Origin of the sequence: Mycobacterium sp. shizuoka-1, assembly GCF_002723835.1 — a bacterium.
GTDB lineage: Bacteria > Actinomycetota > Actinomycetes > Mycobacteriales > Mycobacteriaceae > Mycobacterium.
On record NZ_BEWG01000025.1, the window covers coordinates 21,275 to 37,595 of the forward strand.

Here is a 16,321-nt window from a genome sequence, read left to right on the forward strand (position 1 = left end):
AGGAGGATCCGATGGGTATCGCACTGACCGACGACCACCGCGAACTCAGCGAGGTGGCGCGCTCGTTCCTTGCCACGCAGAAGGTCAGGGCGGCGACGCGGGACCTGCTCGCCGACGATGCCGAGGAGACCCGCCCGCCGTTCTGGTCCGAGCTGGCCGCCCTCGGGTGGCTGGGGCTGCACGTCGACGAGCAGTACGGCGGTTCAGGATTCGGCCTGCCCGAGCTGGTGGTCGTCATCGACGAGCTCGGCCGGGCGATCGCCCCCGGTCTGTTCGTGCCGACCGTCGTCGCCTCCGCCGTGGTGTCCGCTGCCGGTAGCGACGAGCAGAAAGGTCGCCTGCTGCCCGGTCTGGTCGATGGATCCGTCACGGCGGCAATTGGATTCGGCGGTGACATCACCGTTGCCGGGGAGGCGGCTAGCGGCGATGCCGGGGTGGTGCTCGGCGCCGGGTCGGCCGATCTGTTCGTGCTCGCCGCCGGTGCCGACGTGGTGCTGGTGGAGCGCGGCGCCGACGGCGTCTCGGTCGAGGCGCCGGGGAGCCTGGACCGGGCCCGGCGCTCGGCCCGGGTCTCGCTGCGGGACGTCGCTGTTGGTGGCAACGTGCTCAGTGGTGCGCACACCGTGGCGGTTGCGTTGGCCCGCACCCTGTTTGCCGCCGAGGCCGCCGGCGGCGCATCCGACTGCGTCGATTCGGCCGTCGAGTACGCGAAGGTGCGCGAGCAGTTCGGCCGCACCATCGCGACGTTCCAGGCGATCAAGCACCACTGCGCCGACATGGTGGTGGGCTCGGAGTCGGCGATCGCCGTGGTGTGGGACGCCGCCCGGGCCGCCGGCGAGGACCGCAAGCAGTTCGAGCTGGTCGCCGCGGCGGCCGCCGCGCTGGCGTTTCCGGCCTATGTGCGCAACGCCGAGTTGAACATTCAAGTGCACGGCGGCATCGGGTTCACCTGGGAGCACGACGCGCATCTGCACCTGCGCAGGGCGCTGACCGTGCGCGCGATACTCGGTGGGGACGGTCCGGTCACCGATGTGTTCACCCTGACCGAGTCGGGCTGCAGCCGGGCCAACAGCCTGGACCTGCCTGCCGAGGCCGACGAGCTGCGCACCCAGATCCGCGCCGACGCCGCCGAATTGGCCAAACTGGACGAGAACGCCCGCCTCGACGAACTGATCGCGACCGGATACGTGATGCCGCACTGGCCCAGACCGTGGGGCCGCGCGGCAGGTGCGGTCGAGCAGCTGCTGATCGAGGAGGAATTCGCCGCCGCCGGTGTCAAACGCCCGGACTACGGCATCACCGGATGGGTGATCCTCACCCTGATCCAGCACGGAACACCGTCCCAGATCGACAGATTCGTCGAGAAGGCGTTGCGCAAGGACGAAATCTGGTGCCAGCTGTTCTCCGAGCCGTCTGCGGGCTCGGATGCCGCTGCGGTGAAGACCCGGGCCACCCGGGTGGACGGCGGTTGGACGATCACCGGTCAGAAGGTGTGGACCAGCGGTGCGCACTACTGCAAACGCGGGCTGGCCACCGTCCGCACCGATTTCGACGTGCCCAAGCACGCCGGCATCACGACGGTGATCGTGGACATGGACGCGCCCGGCGTCGAGGTGCGGCCCCTGCGCCAGATCACCGGCGGCGCCGATTTCAACGAGGTGTTCTTCAACGACGTGTTCGTGCCCGACGAGGACGTGGTGGGCGAGCCGAACTCCGGTTGGACCGTGGCGCGGGCCACGCTGGGCAACGAGCGGGTCAGCATCGGCGGCGGCGCCGGCACGATCGCGCCGGCGGCGGCCTGGCTGGTGGCGCTGGTGAAGGCGCACGGGGACCGGGTGGCGGGCGCGGTGCAGTGGGTGGGTCAGTTCCTCGCCGACGACCAGGCGCTGCGGCTGCTGAACCTGCGCCGGGTGGTGCGGGCGCTGGAGGGCGCGGGCCCGGGCCCGGAAGGCAACATCACCAAGCTCATCCTGGCCGAGCAGTTCCAGAAACAGGGCACCATTGCCGCGGCGTTGGTCGGTCCCGATATCGCCCTCGACGGCGGTGAAGGTGAGTTGGCCGGCCGGACCGCATTGGGTTCGCGCGCGCTGTCGATCGCCGGCGGCACCTCTGAGATCACCCGCAACCAGATTGCCGAGCGAATCCTGGGCATGCCGCGTGACCCGCTGATCAAGTAATTCGCACGACGGTGCGGTGTCGGCAAACCGTTTCTGCCGGATTCACCGCAGGGGTAGTGAGCAGTGGCTAATGTTCGTCCATGCGTACCAAAGGTCTGCTCTTCGCTGCGCTGGCCGTCGCCCTGGCGGCCTGTGGCGGGCCCAAGCCTGCCGCTCCCGACGCCCTCGTCCAGACGCCGCCAGTCGCCAAGACGGCGCCCGACGAGATCACGATCAACGGAGATGCCTCCGCCTCGGTCAACAAGATCGCGGTCTCGGCCATCGCCGACCTCCAGAAGTATTGGGCCGACGAATATCCCAAGCTCTACGGTGATGACTACCGCCCGATCGAGGGTGGCTTTTTCGCGGTGATTCCGTCCTCGGGCGACCTGCCGCCGTGCGCGTCGGATGCAGCCGACATCTCCGGCAACGCTTTCTACTGCGCCAGCAAGGACGTGGTGGCCTGGGACGCCGCCACACTGCTGCCCGAATTGCAGTCCAAATTCGGGGATTTCGTGATCCCCATCGTGCTGGCGCACGAATGGGGCCACGCCGTCCAGGCCCGCTCCAACTTCACCGCCCGCACGGTGACCAAGGAACTGCAGGCCGACTGCTTCGCCGGCGGCTGGGCCAAGCACGCCCAGGCGTCCGGGGCGTACAAGGTCAACGCCGCCGACCTGGACAACGCCCTGGCCGGCATTCTGGAACTGCGGGATTCACCGGGCACCAGCAATATCGACCCGTCGGCGCACGGCAGCGGCTTTGATCGTGTCAGCGCGTTCCAAGATGGCTACGACAATGGGCCCACCGCGTGCAAGGCGTATCGCGACGACGACCCCGTGGTCGTCGAGCTTCCCTTCCAGAACGCCGCCGACGAGGCCGCCGGCGGCGACATGCCCTACGACTCGATCGTCAACAACGTGCCCTACGACATCGAGGACTATTGGACGCACGTCTACCCGGAGCTGACCAACGGCGAAGTGTGGGTGCCGGTCAAAGGTCTCGAGCCGTTCGACCCGGCCAACCCGCCGATGTGCGGCGGAACCCGCGCCGAGGGATACGCCCTGTTCTACTGCGTCCCCGACGATTACATCGGCTGGGACAACGTCGACGCGATGCCCACGGTGTACCGCAAGGGCGGCGACTTCGCGGTGGCCACCCTGCTGGCCACCCAGTTCGGGCTGGCCGCCATGACCCGCGCCAACGACACGTCCGACGACAAGACCCAGTCACTGCGCGGGGACTGCTTCGCCGGGGCCTACACCGCCAGCGTGCTGCTGCAGAACCGCTCGGATACCAGCAGTTTCGGCATCTCACCCGGTGACCTGGACGAGGCGATCACGGCTTTGCTGGTGTTCCGCGGCGACGGGGACGTCGAACGGCAGGGCGCCGGTTTCGAACGGATCCGGCACTACCGCGACGGTGTCCTCAACGGGGCGGGCGCCTGCCTGAAGGACTGAATTCGCGGCCGCGCTTTCGCGGGGATTCGGGTCGTCAGTGCCCGGGGAACAGTCGTGGGAACATGTCGTGAAGTCGTTGGCGCACACTGGGTTCGTGCTTGGGCGCGGTTGCCAGCGGCGTTGCCGTGTGGGTGGCGCCGATCGCCGTCACTGCCCAGGACCCGGCCGGCGCAGCCGACGGCGACGCGATGGTTGTGGTGTGACTTGCGGTCGCGAGCGCGCTGCCGGACGTCGCCACCGGATGAGCATGTCCGGCGGGGTGTGACGACTCGTGCGACACGCTGACGACGGCGGCCACCAGGACCCCCAGTGCCAGGATGCCGAGCCCGCCCAAGAGCGTCGAGACCCAACGACGAACGGTGGCGTCGGGCCCAGCTGTCGCGTCCATCGAAATCGCCTGACCTCCGGATTGTCCACTCGGCGGCGATCGTAGCGCCGCTGTCCGAAAAATAGCTGTGAACACTTCGCGGATCTTGTCTCCCGCGGTGCCGATCGGGCATGCTGCGGGACGTGGCGGGCACCGACAAACTGGTTCTGGGCGCGAGCGGCTTCCTCGGTTCGCACGTGACCCGTCAGCTGGTCGAGCGCGGGGACGCGGTCCGGGTGATGCTGCGCCCCACCAGCTCGACCCGCGGTATCGACGACCTTCCGGTGCGGCGGTTCTACGGCGACATCCTCGACGACGCGGTGCTGCGCGAGGCGATGGACGGCTGCGACGTGGTGTTCCACTGTGTCGTGGACACCCGCGCCAACCTGCGCGACCCTGCGCCGCTGTACCGGACCAACGTCGAGGGGTTGCGCCACGTCCTCGATGTCGCCGTGCGCGCCGACCTGCGTCGGTTCGTGTTCACCAGCACCATCGGGACCATCGGGCTCGGTAGCGGCGGCCTCGTGGACGAAGACACCCCGTTCACGTGGGGACGTAAGGCCGGCGGCTATATCGGCTCACGCGTCGCGGCCGAGCAGCTGGTGATGGACTACTGCCGGGAGAAAGCGCTGCCGGCGGTCGCGCTGTGCGTGTCCAACACCTACGGCGGGGGTGACTGGCAGCCCACCCCGCACGGCTCGCTGGTCGCCGCCGCGGCCCGCGGCAAGCTGCCGTTCTACCTGGCCGGCATGGCCACCGAGGTGGTGGGCATCGACGACGCAGCTCGGGCGCTGGTGCTGGCTGCCGACCACGGCCGGGTGGGGGAGCGCTACATCATCTCCGAGCGCTACTTGTCCTACCGCGAGCTCTACGAGACGGCGGCGCGCGCGGCCGGCCGCGCGGCGCCGCGATGGGGCATCCCCAAGCCGGTGATGACGGCGATCGGTGCCCTGGGCGGCCTCGCCGCCGCGGCCACCCGCCGCGATCTGCCGTTGAATCCGACCACGGTTCGGCTGATGCACATCATGGCGCCGATGGACCACGGCAAGGCGGTCCGGGAACTGGGCTGGCAGCCCCACGACGTCCACGAGTCGATCCGGCAGGCGGCGGAGTTCTTCACCCGGCACCCTGGCAACCGCAGCGAGTTTGCCCGCGATCGCTGAGAAACCCGCCGGTTGATTCCTTGGTGACTACGCTCGTGACGTGCGCGCGGGCCGGTCGATCCACCGATCACCTGGACCGACCGCGTGAACGCTGTGAGTCTGCGCGCTCGGATCGGCTTCGCCAGCGGACTGTTCGGTTGGGTCGCGCTGCCCTACCTGGCCGGTTCGGTCCTGGCGTGGCAGACATTCGGCGCGGGTATCGGGCCGGCTTTCTTTCCGCCCGCCGGGGTGACCGTCGCGGCCATGCTGCTGACCCGCCGGTCACTGTGGCCGGTGATCGTCGCCGCGGTGGTGGTGGCCGAACTGGCCGTCGACCTGCGGTATGGGACCGCCGTCCCGGTCGCGGCCGGGTTCGCGCTGGCCAACTCGGTGGAACCGGTGGTCGGTGCGTCACTGGTGCGGGCCTGGTGTAAGGGCCCCCCGGACCTCCGCGAGCGCGGCGACCTCGCCCGGTTCGTGGCCGGAGCGATGATCCTGGGCCCGTTGGCAGGGGCGCTGATCGGCGGGCTGGTCACCGCGGCCAACAACAACAGTTCATGGCCGATGGCGGTGTTGCACTGGTGGGCCGGTGATGGGGTCGGCGTCCTCATGATCGGCGCGCCGATCCTGTTGTGGCCCTTGCAGTCGCACCTGCTGCGCGCCCGAAAGCTGGAGACGGCACTGGTTCTGGCCGCGATGGCGGGGCTGACGGTGGTGGCGTTTCGGCTCGAGCTTCCGCCCGCACTGTTCCTGCTTCCGGTGATGGCGTGGGCCGCTTTGCGTCTCGACATGATCGGCGCCGCACTCTGTGGCGGGGTGCTGGCCTTCACCGCCAATGTCATGGCCAACGCCGGCTATTCGAGCTTCGAGAACCTGGACCTACACGCGCCGGGCCAACTGGCGATCGCCCAGGCGTTCATCGCGGTCGTGGTGCTGGTGGCGATGCTGACCGCGCAGGAGGCCGCCGGGCGTGTCACCGCGGTCCGGCAACGGCAGGCCGAGAGCCGGGAGCGAGCCCGCCTCGAGACGCTCGCCAACCTCGGCCGGCTGCTGTCCGGCGCGATCACCCAGAGCCAGATCGGTGACGCGGTGGTCGGTCAAGTGATCAACGACGCGGGCGCTCAGGCGCTCACCGTGGGGCTGATCAACGACGAGGGGACCGCCCTGGAATGGGTGGCGATGGGCGGCTATCCCGACTTCGTGGTCCAGCGGTTCGCCGGCGGCGTGGCGCTCGACGAGTCGACCGCGGCCACCGACGCCGTTCGCAGCGGGAGACCGGTCTTGATCCGCACCGTTGCCGAGTATCGCCGGCGCTACCCGGAGAACGCTCGGTGGATGGTGGCCAGCGGCGGCGCGGCGGTGGCCAGCTGGCCGTTGACCGTGGGTGGCAAGGCGATTGGCGTGTTGGTGTTGGCCTGGGGCGATCCGCAGCCGCTGGACACCGCGCAGCTCGCCTACACGTCGGCGGTCGCCACCATGATCGGCCAGGCACTCGTGCGGGCGCGGGTATATGCCGACGAACACGCTCGTGCGGCGGTGCTGCAGGCGGCGGTGCTGCCGACCAGTCCCGGGTTGATCGACGGGGTGGATGTCGGGGTGAGTTACGAACCGGCCGACGTCGTCCAGGGTCTCGGGGGTGACTGGTACGACGCGCTGGAATTGCCGCACGGGCGGATGTATCTCGCCGTCGGTGACGTGGTCGGTCACGGTCTTCCGGCAGTGGAGGACATGGCGCAGCTGCGCAGTGCCGGGCGGGCGCTGGCGTTGCAGGGCCTGGCACCGGCGCAGCTGCTCGGCTCGCTCAACACCTTCACCCGGCTCGCGAGCAACGGAAAGTTCGCAACGATGGGGGTGGCGGTGCTCGACCCGGAGTCGGGCACCCTGGCCTACGGCGCGGCCGGACACCCGCCGCCGCTGCTGCGGCGGTCGGCGACCGGAACGGTCATCCGGCTCGCCGGGGCGCACGGCCCGGTCTTGGGACCGGTCGAGCGGGCGTCCTACAGCGAGGGCACGGTGGAGGTCGGTGAAGGGGACATCCTCGTCATGTACACCGACGGGCTGATCGAACGGCGCGGGCAGGACATCGAATCCGGGATGGCGCGGGTGGCCGACCTGGTCGCCCGGTGGCGCGGTGACGAGTCACTTCCCGCGGCCTGCAGGCAACTGACCCAGACCCTTGCGCCGCGGCCGCGCGACGACGACGTCTGCGTGGTGGCGGTGCGCTTTGGGGCCATCGGTGCTATCGGCGGACCGAGTTCACCAGCTCCAGCGTCGTCGAGGTAGCCGCGCTCAGCGCGGCGGCTTCGTCGGCGCGCAGTCGCCCGCAGGCCCAATCCCAATGGGCGGCCATGATGTCCCCCGGGTGGGGCGGAGGTGCCAGCGAGATCCCGTCGCGACGCCAGCGCACCGTCTCCGGCGCAGGCCGCCCCAGCTGCAGCCGGCCGTTTTCGAATCCCAGCGCCCGCGACACCAGCACGACGTGCTCCTCGCCGACTGAATCGACCATCCCCCAGCGGATCCGGCAGGCCTGCAGGATGCGCAGCGGCGTCGCCGGATCGGCGTCGAGGAACCGCACCCACGGGTAGACGACGAAGACGTGAAAGCTGTGATGGGCCAATGCCTGTCCGTCGATCCGGTCGAGAAGGCCGGTGGGCTGTCGGGCGAAGACGTGGCGCAGCCGGACCGTGAGGGTGCTCGCATCGACAGCGGCCAGCAGGGGACCGCCCACCCAGTAACTGCGCACCACCTCGGTGTCCAGCGGGTCGACTACCCCGGCGGCGGCGGCGATCTCCTCGAGGTACGGCCAAGCGCCGTCGAAACCGTGTGCATGTCCGGTGATCTCGTCGCAGCCATGGCCTGGGAGCAAGACCGAGGCGTCCGGCGGGCCGCAGTAACCCAGTTCGTTGGGCGGAAACGCGAAGCGGGCGAACAACTCCCAGCCATGCCGCGCGGTGGGTGGCGGCGCGGTCACGGGGCCTCGTCGAGTCCGCTGCCCATCAGCCGCAGCCCGGCCAGCGCGGCCTCGGCGCCGCGCTCGTCGGTCTTCTCCACCACGAAACCCAGGTGGATGATCACCCAGTCGCCGGCAACGAAGGTCTGCTCGGGCAGCATCCCGATGTTCACTCGCCGCTGCTCGCCGGCAACGTCCACCAGTGCCAGCTGTCCGCCGTACCCGTCCAGCACGCCGATCACCCGGCCCGGTATGCCCAGACACATCGGCTCACACCTCCCGTTCGCGCAGCATCGCCACCGTGGTGCGGACCGCATCCGCTGCCGCAGGTACCGCCGCGCGCACCGGGTCGCTCAACCCGATCCCGTCGGCGACGTCGGCGACTTCGCAGCCCACGACGACGGTGGGCGGTGCGGCTCCACCCAGTGCCCGTAAGCTGGCGAACACCGCGCCGGGATCCATCCCGTGGGCATCCAATGCCGCTGCGGTGCTCAAGGACTCGTGCTCGGCGGCGAACACGTGCACGGTTCCCGGGCGGCCCCGGTCCGGCAGCGCATCGACGAGCACCAGTGCCGCCCAGCTGTCGAGCAGGTCGTAGGCCAGGTGCATGCCGCCGATGCCATAGTCGGTCACCCGCACGTCCTGCGTAGCGGCCAGCGTCTGGCCCAGCGCGCGAATCACCTCCGACCCGAACCCGTCGTCGCCGAGGAAGATGTTGCCGATCCCAGCGACCAGAATGCGTGGCTGCATTGCGGGCTACATGTGCCGCATCCGCAGGTAGCGCTGGACGTCCGGGATCGACCGGACCCCGATCACCACACCGGCCACCACGACGACCGCCACCAGGCTGGTGGCGATCCACCCTATGACTGCCATATCGAATTCCCTTCTTCGGACGGCTCTTCAGACCAGCGGCTCAACTTCGTCGGGCGCGAAGTAGAGGTAGCGCCCGTACCACTGGTGCAGATCAGCGGCGGGGTCGTCCTCGACGACCACGCCGATATGGGTGTTGCCGTCGACGTCTTCGTGAACGGAGGTGACTCGGGCGGTGCGCCCCGCGACGAAGATGTCCTGGGCGTCGGCCCGGCGTCCCGGCCTCAGCCGCACCCGGCTTCCCCGAGCCACCGGGATACCGGAGATCAGGACGGCGTCGACGTCGGGGCGGACCTCACGGTCCACCGACGGATCCCACCAGTCGACGCCGTCGGGCACTTCGGGGACCAGACCACCGCGGGCGGTGCCGGCGTGCGGATCGCGCAGCACCCCGTGCAGCCGCTGCATCGCCTCCGGCGACATCGCCTCGCAGCGTTCGACGATCGCCGCCGCCAGCGGATCGGTGGCCCTGGCCTGAGTCTTCTCCTCCTCGGTCATGGTCAGCACCCGCAAGGTGAGGATCTCGTCGATCTCGGTGGAGTCGTAGAGGGCACCTTCGCTCTGCTCGGCCACCTGCGGGTGGTCGTAGAGGATGATCGGGGACACCAGCAGGAGGTCCTGCTCACCGGGCGCACCGGCCAGCACCGGGAAGCACCGGGAGTGCCGGCACCGGGCCGCCGCCGCGGCGGCCTGCGGCGGCGGATCGAGCAGGGAGACGAACCGGCCGCCGTGGATGTCGGCGATGACATGGGTGCCGATCATGGAACCGGCGATGGCGTCGGTCGCTTCGGTGGCCGGAGTGGAGATGTTGGCGACGGTGAGGCTCACCCGATCCATGCCGTCGTCGCGATCCACGTCGACGGTGACCGCGCCGCGAAGGTCGCGCCGAGTGCGGATCAGCCGGCCACCCTCGACCGTCTCGACCGTGGTACCGCCGGGCACCGTCACCGCAGACGTCCATGACCGGCCAGGATCGGTCAGATCCAGCGGCCCGATGCTGATCTCGCACTCGGTGGCTTCATCCCAGGTCAGCCACCGGCCGCCCGGCGTGAGAAGTTCGTCGACTCCGACGAAGTGCCCGTCGGTGAAACGCTCGACCTGCCGGTGCTGCAATTGCAGGCAACGCACGACCAGCGTGAGTGTGTCGCCCTGCGCGACGAGGAACTGGGTGACCAGTGATCCTTCCTCGCCGATCCCGGCCTCCGCCGCGCCTGGTGGTCCGAGGACACCGAACTGCCAGCGGCACTGATTCTTTCGTGACGATGCCCGGTAGGGATAGAGCAGGTACCCCTCGTAGAGCACCGCGTCGGCGACGGCGCGGGCCCGGTCCCAGCCGGCGGTCACGGTTGCTCCCGGCCCGATCCGTTGGTGCAGAGCGTGGGACGGCCGGCCGCGGCCAACAGAAGGGTGACCGCGTCGTCGGCGCTGAGCAGTCCGCGCTCCGACTTGAACGAGCACAGGGCGGCGATGGTGTCGTGGGACAGGCGCACCCATCCCGTGTCGGGATAGTGCTGCGCGACCAGGGCACGCCACGCGGCGACGGGCAGGTCGAACGAGTCCTCACACTCCCAGGACACCTGTCGCACCTGCAGTGCCTGTCGGCCGGCATCGAAAATCGTCCCGCTGAACAGGAATTGCAGCGGAATCACCCCGGCATGCAGGGCGTGGAAGTATTTGGCCCCGGTCACCTCGACGTCGTAGGTGCACGCCAGTGGCAGCGTGGCCCGGGTGGTACCGACGAACCCCGGCACCATGGCCGTGGCGTGCAGCCAGAGGAAACTGCGCTGGGTGGCAGACCATCGGTCGCGCGAACCGAACAGGTCGAGCAGTCCGGCCGCCTCGACGTCGGTGTAGGACCGGCGCTGCGGTTCGATGCGGACCTGACAGCGCAGGGCGATGGCCGATATCGCGGCGTCACCGGAGGCGGTGATGCCGACCTCCGCCGCCAGGCTGGGTGTCACCGCGTAACGTTCGGGCGTCACGTCGAGCACCTGGAACGTCACGTCGCTCGTCATGGCAGCTGTACCACCGCACGTTCGGCGACCCGGGTGAAGAACCCGTCGATGTACTCCCGCGCCTGGGTGCCGCCGTCGAATCCGCGCCAGAGCAGCCGAAGTCCGCCGACGAACTCGTAGCAGGCGTCGATGGGCACGAGGAAGCATTGGGGAGCGTCTCCGGAGTCGGGCACCCGGACCAACAGCGCTTCGACGTCGTCGGTGAGTAGACCGATCCGGGGATCGCGGCTCACGGTGGCCCACGCTGCCATGTCCAGCTCGGATTCGCATGCTCCGGCCGGCCCGGGATAGAAGGCCGCCGTGCGGTCCAGCCTGCAGTGGTGGAAGAAGAACGCGAGGCCCACCGGTATCTGCAGGGCATCCCACTCGCGCCGGCCCAGCGCAAAGTCCGGGAACGCCAGGTAGCGGTCGGGAACCGCGCGGTACCGCATCGCGGCAGCGGAATCGGTGAACAACAGATAGCATCCCCGGCACACGCACATCAGCTGGCGCGCATCGACATCCACGACGTGGCGATGCTCGTCGGCAATCGGATCGGCACACATCTCGCATCGCTCGGCGCTGCGCTGCAACGGTGGTCGGGCGGTGCGGATCCGGGCCAGTACCTCCATCGGTGATGTCGTCACAGGAGAACTCCCATCGGTTCGGCGGTCAGCGCCACCGACGGCACACCGTCGCGCATCAGCACCGGAACGGGTTCGAGATGGCTGCCGGTGCCTGCGATCCCGGCACCCGCACGAGCGACGTCGAAGCGGGCGTGGCAGCGCGGACAGCGCAGGACGACACCCGAAACAGTTGCCCCGGCAAGCGATCCTGCGCAGCCGGGGCAGTTGTCGCGATAGACGAACAGGTCGTCACCGGCGCGGCAGGCCAGCACGACGGTGCCGCCGACCGCGAAACCCGCGACCTCACCTGTGCGCAACTCGGCGAGCTCGGGGACCGGGTGCCAGGTGCTCCGGCTGCCGTCACGCATCCGTGACATCAGCGATTGCACCGGTATCACCGCAGGGCCGTCATCGGGATCGGTCGGCACCACTTCGACGGCGGCAATCTCCGGCGCGGCAGCCGCAACGGCGTCCCGCACCGCCAGCTCCAGCGTCACCGCCGACGAGGGACAGCCTCGGCAGCTTCCCGAAAAGGCAAGCTGCACAACACCGCCGCTGATGTCCACCAGTCGGACGTCACCGCCGTGCGAGCCGAGGTAGGGCCGCACGGTGTCCAAGGCGTGCGCCACCCGCCGCCTCACATTGTGCGGATGCAACCCGTGCACCAGCAACAGGCTGGCGACCAGGTCGTCGGCGGCCAGCCGCTCCGCGGTGGCGCCGTCGACGAGTTCGACCACCCGGGTCAGCGCTGCCCCGTAGAGGTCGACGAGTTCGCGGACCAGCTGTTCGGCGCGTGCGGCGGCCGCCGGCCCGCCGACCGCGCTGGCGTCCAGCAGGTTCTGTATCCGCTCACCCGCCGACCGCCAGTGCGCGTCGCGGTCCACCGCTCACTCCCCGGTCAGCGACTGCGTCGGGGTGTGCAGCGTATCCAGCGACTTGCCCTGGCCGAGGTACATGTGCACGCCGCAGGGTAGGCACGGGTCGAAACTGCGGACCGTGCGCATGATGTCGATGCCCTTGAAGTTCTCCCGATCGTTCTCCTCGAAGATCGGCTGGCCCTGCACGGCATCCTCGTATGGGCCGGGGGTGCCGTAGCTGTCCCTCGGGTTGGCGTTCCAGGGCGTCGGGGGATAGGGGTGATAGTTGGCGATCTTGCCGTCTCGGATCACCATGTGGTGGCTGAGCACCCCGCGCACCGCCTCGGTGAAGCCGCAGCCGATGCCTTCGTCGGGAACATCGAACCTCTCCCAGGTCTTCGTCCGGCCCGCGCGGATCTCGGCGAGGGCCTTCTCGGCGAAATGCAGCGCACACGCCGCCGCGTACGCCTGGAAGTAGGTTCGGGCCCGGTTGCGCTCGATCGTGTTGCTGCCGTGCGCCGGGATCGTCCATTCCAGCTCGACGGGACCCTTCAGCGCCGTCTTGGGGAAGTTGATCTGCACACTGCGTCCGGTGGCTTTGACGTAGCCCACGTCGACCAGGCCGGCCAGTGCGGTCGACCACAGCCGGGCCAGCGGACCGCCACCGGTGTCCAGGGCCAGATGATCGGTGCCGTCGAACCAGCGCGGTGACATCACCCAGCTGTAGTTCTCGTCGAAGTCGCGCCGCTGCGGATGCGGGTTGGTGTGCTGGTTCCAGGGATGGCGGCGGTCCACCGGATTGCCCAGCGGGTCGGTACGCACGAACATCTCCTGGTCGGTCCAGTCGTCATAGTAGGAGTGGCCCAACAGGATTCGGATGCCGAGGTTGATGTCCACCAGGGACGTGGTGACCAGCTTGCCGTCCACCACCACGCCGGGCGTGACGAACATCGCCCGTCCCCAGTCGGCCATGTCCCGGTAGGCGAAGTTGCACACCTCGGGGTCCTGGAACGAGCCCCAGCAGCCCAGCAGGGTGCGCCGCAGGCCGACCTTCTCGTAGCCCGGTAGAGCCTCGTAGAAGAAGTCGAACAGGTCGTCGTGCATCGGGACGACCTTCTTCATGAACTCGACATAGCGCATCAGCCGGGTCATGTAGTCGGTCATCAGCTGGATGGTGGCCGTCGTGCCGATACCGCCGGGATACAGCGTCGACGGGTGTACGTGCCGGCCCTCCATGAGGCAGAACATTTCCCGGGTGTAGCGGCTGACCTGCAGGGCCTCCCGATAGAACTCGCCGGTGAACGGGTTCAGCGCCCGCATGATGTCGGCGATGGTGCGATAGCCGTGCGCGTCGGCGTGCGGCGCGGCGGTGTTCTCGGCCTTGGCGAGCACGCTCGGATTCGTCTCGGAGACCATCTTCTCGCAGTAGTCCACGCCGACCAGGTTCTCCTGGAAGATGTTGTGGTCGAACATGTATTCCGCGGCTTCGCCGAGGTTGATCAGCCACTCGCCCAGGTGCGGCGGCTTGACACCGTACGCCATGTTCTGTGCGTAACACGAGCAGGTCGCGTGGTTGTCGCCGCAGATGCCGCAGATCCGGCTGGTGATGAAGTGGGCGTCGCGCGGGTCCTTGCCCTTCATGAACAGCGAGTAGCCCCGGAAGATCGACGAAGTGCTGTGGCACTCCACGACTTCGCGGTTCTCGAAATCGATCTTGGTGTAGATGCCCAGGCTGCCGACGATCCGGGTGATGGGATCCCAGGCCATTTCGACCAGGGCGCCCGGTTCGTTCTTGATCTGCGAGGGCTCGGGAATGATGGTTGTCATCGAACTTCAGACCTTGTCGATCGGGGGTGGCTACCAGGTGCGCCGGGCGCCGGTAGTGAGGTCTTTGCCTTTGTGCCGCCAGCGCGGCTCCTTGTCGACGGTGCGCCCGGTGATCTCACGCAGGTTGCGAATCACCGATCCGTACAGCCCGGAGGCCGTCGTCGAGAGCTTGCCGCCCGGCGGTTCATCCATGAACGGCATGAACTTGTCCGGGAACCCCGGCATGGTGCAGCCGATGCAGATACCGCCGACATTGGGGCAGCCCCCGACACCGTTGATCCAACCGCGTTTGGGCACATTGCATTTCACCACCGGGCCCCAGCATCCGAGCTTGACGATGCACTTGGGTGAGCCGTACTCGGTGGCGAAATCGCCCTGCTCGTAGTAGCCGGCCCGATCGCACCCCTCGTGAACGGTCTTGCCGAACAGCCATTGCGGACGCAATGCCTCGTCGAGCGGGATCATCGGCGCCTGCCCGGTGGCCATGTACAGCAGGTAGGTCAGTGTCTCGGACAGGTTGTCGGGATGAATCGGGCAGCCCGGCACACACACGATGGGTATGCCGGCCTTGCTCTTCCAGTCCCAGCCCAGATAGTCGGGAACTCCCATGGCGCCGGTCGGGTTTCCGGCCATGGCGTGGATGCCGCCGTAGGTGGCGCAGGTCCCCACCGCGACCACCGCGGTCGCCTTGGGGGTCAGCCGGTCCAGCCAGGCGCTGGTGGTCATCGGCTGGCCGGTGGCCGGGTCGTTGCCGAACCCGCACCAGTAGCCTTCGGTGTGCAGTTGTTCGTTGGGAATCGAACCCTCGACGACGAGCACGAACGGTTCCAGCTCGCCGCGGTCGGCTCGGAAGAACCATTCGAGGAAATCGTCCGCGCCGCCGCTGGGGCCGCACTCGAAGTCGATCAACGGCCAGTGCACCGCCACTTGAGGGAGACCCGGCAGGGCGCCGAGGGCGATCTCCTCGACGCTGGGTTGGGTGGCGGCAGTCAGCGCCACCGAATCACCGTCGCAACTGAGGCCCGCGTTGATCCACAGAACGTGGATCAGAGTTTGTTCTGCTTTGACTGCTGCTTCTGTCGGCATTGCGCAGCTTCCCGGGACGGGAGCTGTCCGTCCCTGGCGCCGCCGGAGTCGACCGTCGGCCCTCTTGCGCGGCGTTGGTTCTGGGTCTACTCCCAGGCCGCAGCGTTGTCAACGCTCGCCGATCCGCTGCGCTGGGAGCAGCGTCGTGGCCGCGAAATACCGGCCACTCGCGTCAATTTCGAGTCGCGGCGGGTCAGCTCACCGCCGCCGCGGCGAACCGGCGCAGCCACGCGAACCACTGGGCCATGCCCTCGCCGGTGCGCGCGCTCACCGGGAGGATGGTTGCTGCCGGATTCACCTCGCGCACCCGGGCGACGTAGGTGTCGACGTCGACGTCGAGGTGCGGCACCAGGTCGATCTTGTTCAGCAACACCACGTCGACCGAACGGAACATCACCGGATACTTGAGTGGCTTGTCCTCGCCCTCGGTCACCGAGTAGACCATCGCCTTGGCATGCTCGCCGACGTCGAACTCGGCGGGGCACACCAGGTTCCCCACGTTCTCGATGATCACCAGGTCCAGCGCAGGCAGGTCGAGCCCCTGCAACGCGCGATTGACCATCGGCGCATCCAGGTGGCATTCACCGCCGAAGCCGTTGTTGGTGTTGAGCAACGAGATCTGGGCACCGCGACCGCCGAGCTTCGCGGCGTCGAGATCGGTGGCGATGTCGCCCTCGACGACGCCGACCGCCAGATCACCGGCGAGCTCGTCGAGCGTGGCCGCCAGCACGGTGGTCTTGCCCGAGCCGGGTGAGCTCATCAGGTTCAGTGCGCGGATCCCGTTGCTCTCGAACGCTGCCCGGTTGATGTCGGCCCGGGTGTCGTTTTCGGCGAAGATCGCCTCGAGCACTTCGATGCGCTGGGTGCCGGTGGCATAACCGGTGTGATCGCCGTGGTCGTGGTCGTGGTCGTGGTCGTGGTCGTGGTCGTGCACGGTGCCGTCGTCGTGGCGATGAAACCTACCCATGCTGAATACCTTTCAC

16 protein-coding genes are annotated in these 16,321 nt (G+C 68.6%); 4 read left to right on the plus strand and 12 right to left on the minus strand.

Annotated features, from left to right (window positions below; translation table 11 throughout):
* Nucleotides 1–11: 11 nt before the first annotated feature.
* Nucleotides 12–2,177, plus strand: a complete 2,166-nt coding sequence (locus tag MSZK_RS08840; protein ID WP_099246968.1) for an acyl-CoA dehydrogenase — start codon at nt 12–14, stop codon at nt 2,175–2,177.
* 80 nt (nt 2,178–2,257) lie between these two features.
* Nucleotides 2,258–3,616 carry a neutral zinc metallopeptidase gene (locus MSZK_RS08845; protein ID WP_099246970.1) on the plus strand — a complete coding sequence of 453 codons (1,359 nt, stop codon included), beginning with the start codon at nt 2,258–2,260 and terminating at the stop codon, nt 3,614–3,616.
* Nucleotides 3,617–3,650: 34 nt separating this feature from the next.
* Here MSZK_RS08845 and MSZK_RS08850 read toward each other — a convergent pair whose 3' ends face one another.
* Nucleotides 3,651–4,004: a hypothetical protein gene (locus MSZK_RS08850; protein ID WP_142389902.1), complete on the minus strand. Its 354-nt coding sequence runs from the start codon at nt 4,002–4,004 to the stop codon at nt 3,651–3,653.
* A 122-nt stretch (nt 4,005–4,126) separates the two neighbouring features.
* Here MSZK_RS08850 and MSZK_RS08855 point away from each other — a divergent pair, with 122 nt between their 5' ends.
* Together MSZK_RS08855 and MSZK_RS08860 are read left to right on the plus strand one after the other, a co-directional pair.
* On the plus strand, nt 4,127–5,146 hold the full coding sequence (locus MSZK_RS08855; protein WP_233211187.1) for an NAD-dependent epimerase/dehydratase family protein: 1,020 nt from the start codon (nt 4,127–4,129) through the stop codon (nt 5,144–5,146).
* A 93-nt stretch (nt 5,147–5,239) separates the two neighbouring features.
* The gene (locus tag MSZK_RS08860; RefSeq protein WP_233211188.1) at nt 5,240–7,408 is read left to right on the plus strand and encodes a SpoIIE family protein phosphatase; all 2,169 of its coding nucleotides are present in this window, start codon (nt 5,240–5,242) and stop codon (nt 7,406–7,408) included.
* Here the strand turns inward: MSZK_RS08860 and MSZK_RS08865 are convergent.
* The 11 genes from MSZK_RS08865 to hypB all read right to left on the minus strand — a co-directional run bounded on the left by MSZK_RS08865 (nt 7,365) and on the right by hypB (nt 16,305).
* Entirely contained in the window at nt 7,365–8,096 is a 732-nt protein-coding gene (locus MSZK_RS08865; RefSeq protein ID WP_099246978.1) for a DUF6390 family protein, read from the minus strand. The genes MSZK_RS08860 and MSZK_RS08865 overlap by 44 nt on opposite strands.
* Complete coding sequence (locus MSZK_RS08870) at nt 8,093–8,341, minus strand: HypC/HybG/HupF family hydrogenase formation chaperone (RefSeq protein WP_099246980.1); 249 nt, start codon at nt 8,339–8,341, stop codon at nt 8,093–8,095. Before MSZK_RS08870 ends, MSZK_RS08865 begins: the two co-directional genes overlap by 4 nt.
* A 4-nt stretch (nt 8,342–8,345) precedes the next feature.
* Nucleotides 8,346–8,825, minus strand: coding sequence for a hydrogenase maturation protease (locus MSZK_RS08875; RefSeq protein WP_099246982.1), 480 nt, complete (start codon nt 8,823–8,825; stop codon nt 8,346–8,348).
* 6 nt (nt 8,826–8,831) lie between these two features.
* Entirely contained in the window at nt 8,832–8,951 is a 120-nt protein-coding gene (locus MSZK_RS33550) for a hypothetical protein (RefSeq protein ID WP_099246984.1), read from the minus strand.
* A 27-nt stretch (nt 8,952–8,978) separates the two neighbouring features.
* Complete coding sequence (locus MSZK_RS08885; protein WP_099246986.1) at nt 8,979–10,292, minus strand: hypothetical protein; 1,314 nt, start codon at nt 10,290–10,292, stop codon at nt 8,979–8,981.
* Entirely contained in the window at nt 10,289–10,963 is a 675-nt protein-coding gene (locus tag MSZK_RS08890; protein ID WP_099246988.1) for a DUF6084 family protein, read from the minus strand. Before MSZK_RS08890 ends, MSZK_RS08885 begins: the two co-directional genes overlap by 4 nt.
* Nucleotides 10,960–11,574, minus strand: coding sequence for a DUF5947 family protein (locus MSZK_RS08895; RefSeq protein ID WP_099246990.1), 615 nt, complete (start codon nt 11,572–11,574; stop codon nt 10,960–10,962). Before MSZK_RS08895 ends, MSZK_RS08890 begins: the two co-directional genes overlap by 4 nt.
* 11 nt (nt 11,575–11,585) lie before the next feature.
* The gene (locus MSZK_RS08900) at nt 11,586–12,452 is read right to left on the minus strand and encodes a NifU family protein (protein ID WP_099246992.1); all 867 of its coding nucleotides are present in this window, start codon (nt 12,450–12,452) and stop codon (nt 11,586–11,588) included.
* Nucleotides 12,453–12,455: 3 nt separating this feature from the next.
* Nucleotides 12,456–14,252 carry a nickel-dependent hydrogenase large subunit gene (locus tag MSZK_RS08905; protein WP_099246994.1) on the minus strand — a complete coding sequence of 599 codons (1,797 nt, stop codon included), beginning with the start codon at nt 14,250–14,252 and terminating at the stop codon, nt 12,456–12,458.
* A 30-nt stretch (nt 14,253–14,282) separates the two neighbouring features.
* Nucleotides 14,283–15,338 (minus strand): hydrogenase expression protein HypE, encoded by a 1,056-nt coding sequence (locus tag MSZK_RS08910; RefSeq protein WP_099246996.1) that lies wholly within the window; start codon nt 15,336–15,338, stop codon nt 14,283–14,285.
* A gap of 193 nt (nt 15,339–15,531) precedes the next feature.
* Entirely contained in the window at nt 15,532–16,305 is a 774-nt protein-coding gene (gene hypB, locus MSZK_RS08915; protein ID WP_099246998.1) for a hydrogenase nickel incorporation protein HypB, read from the minus strand.
* Nucleotides 16,306–16,321 lie beyond the last annotated feature (16 nt).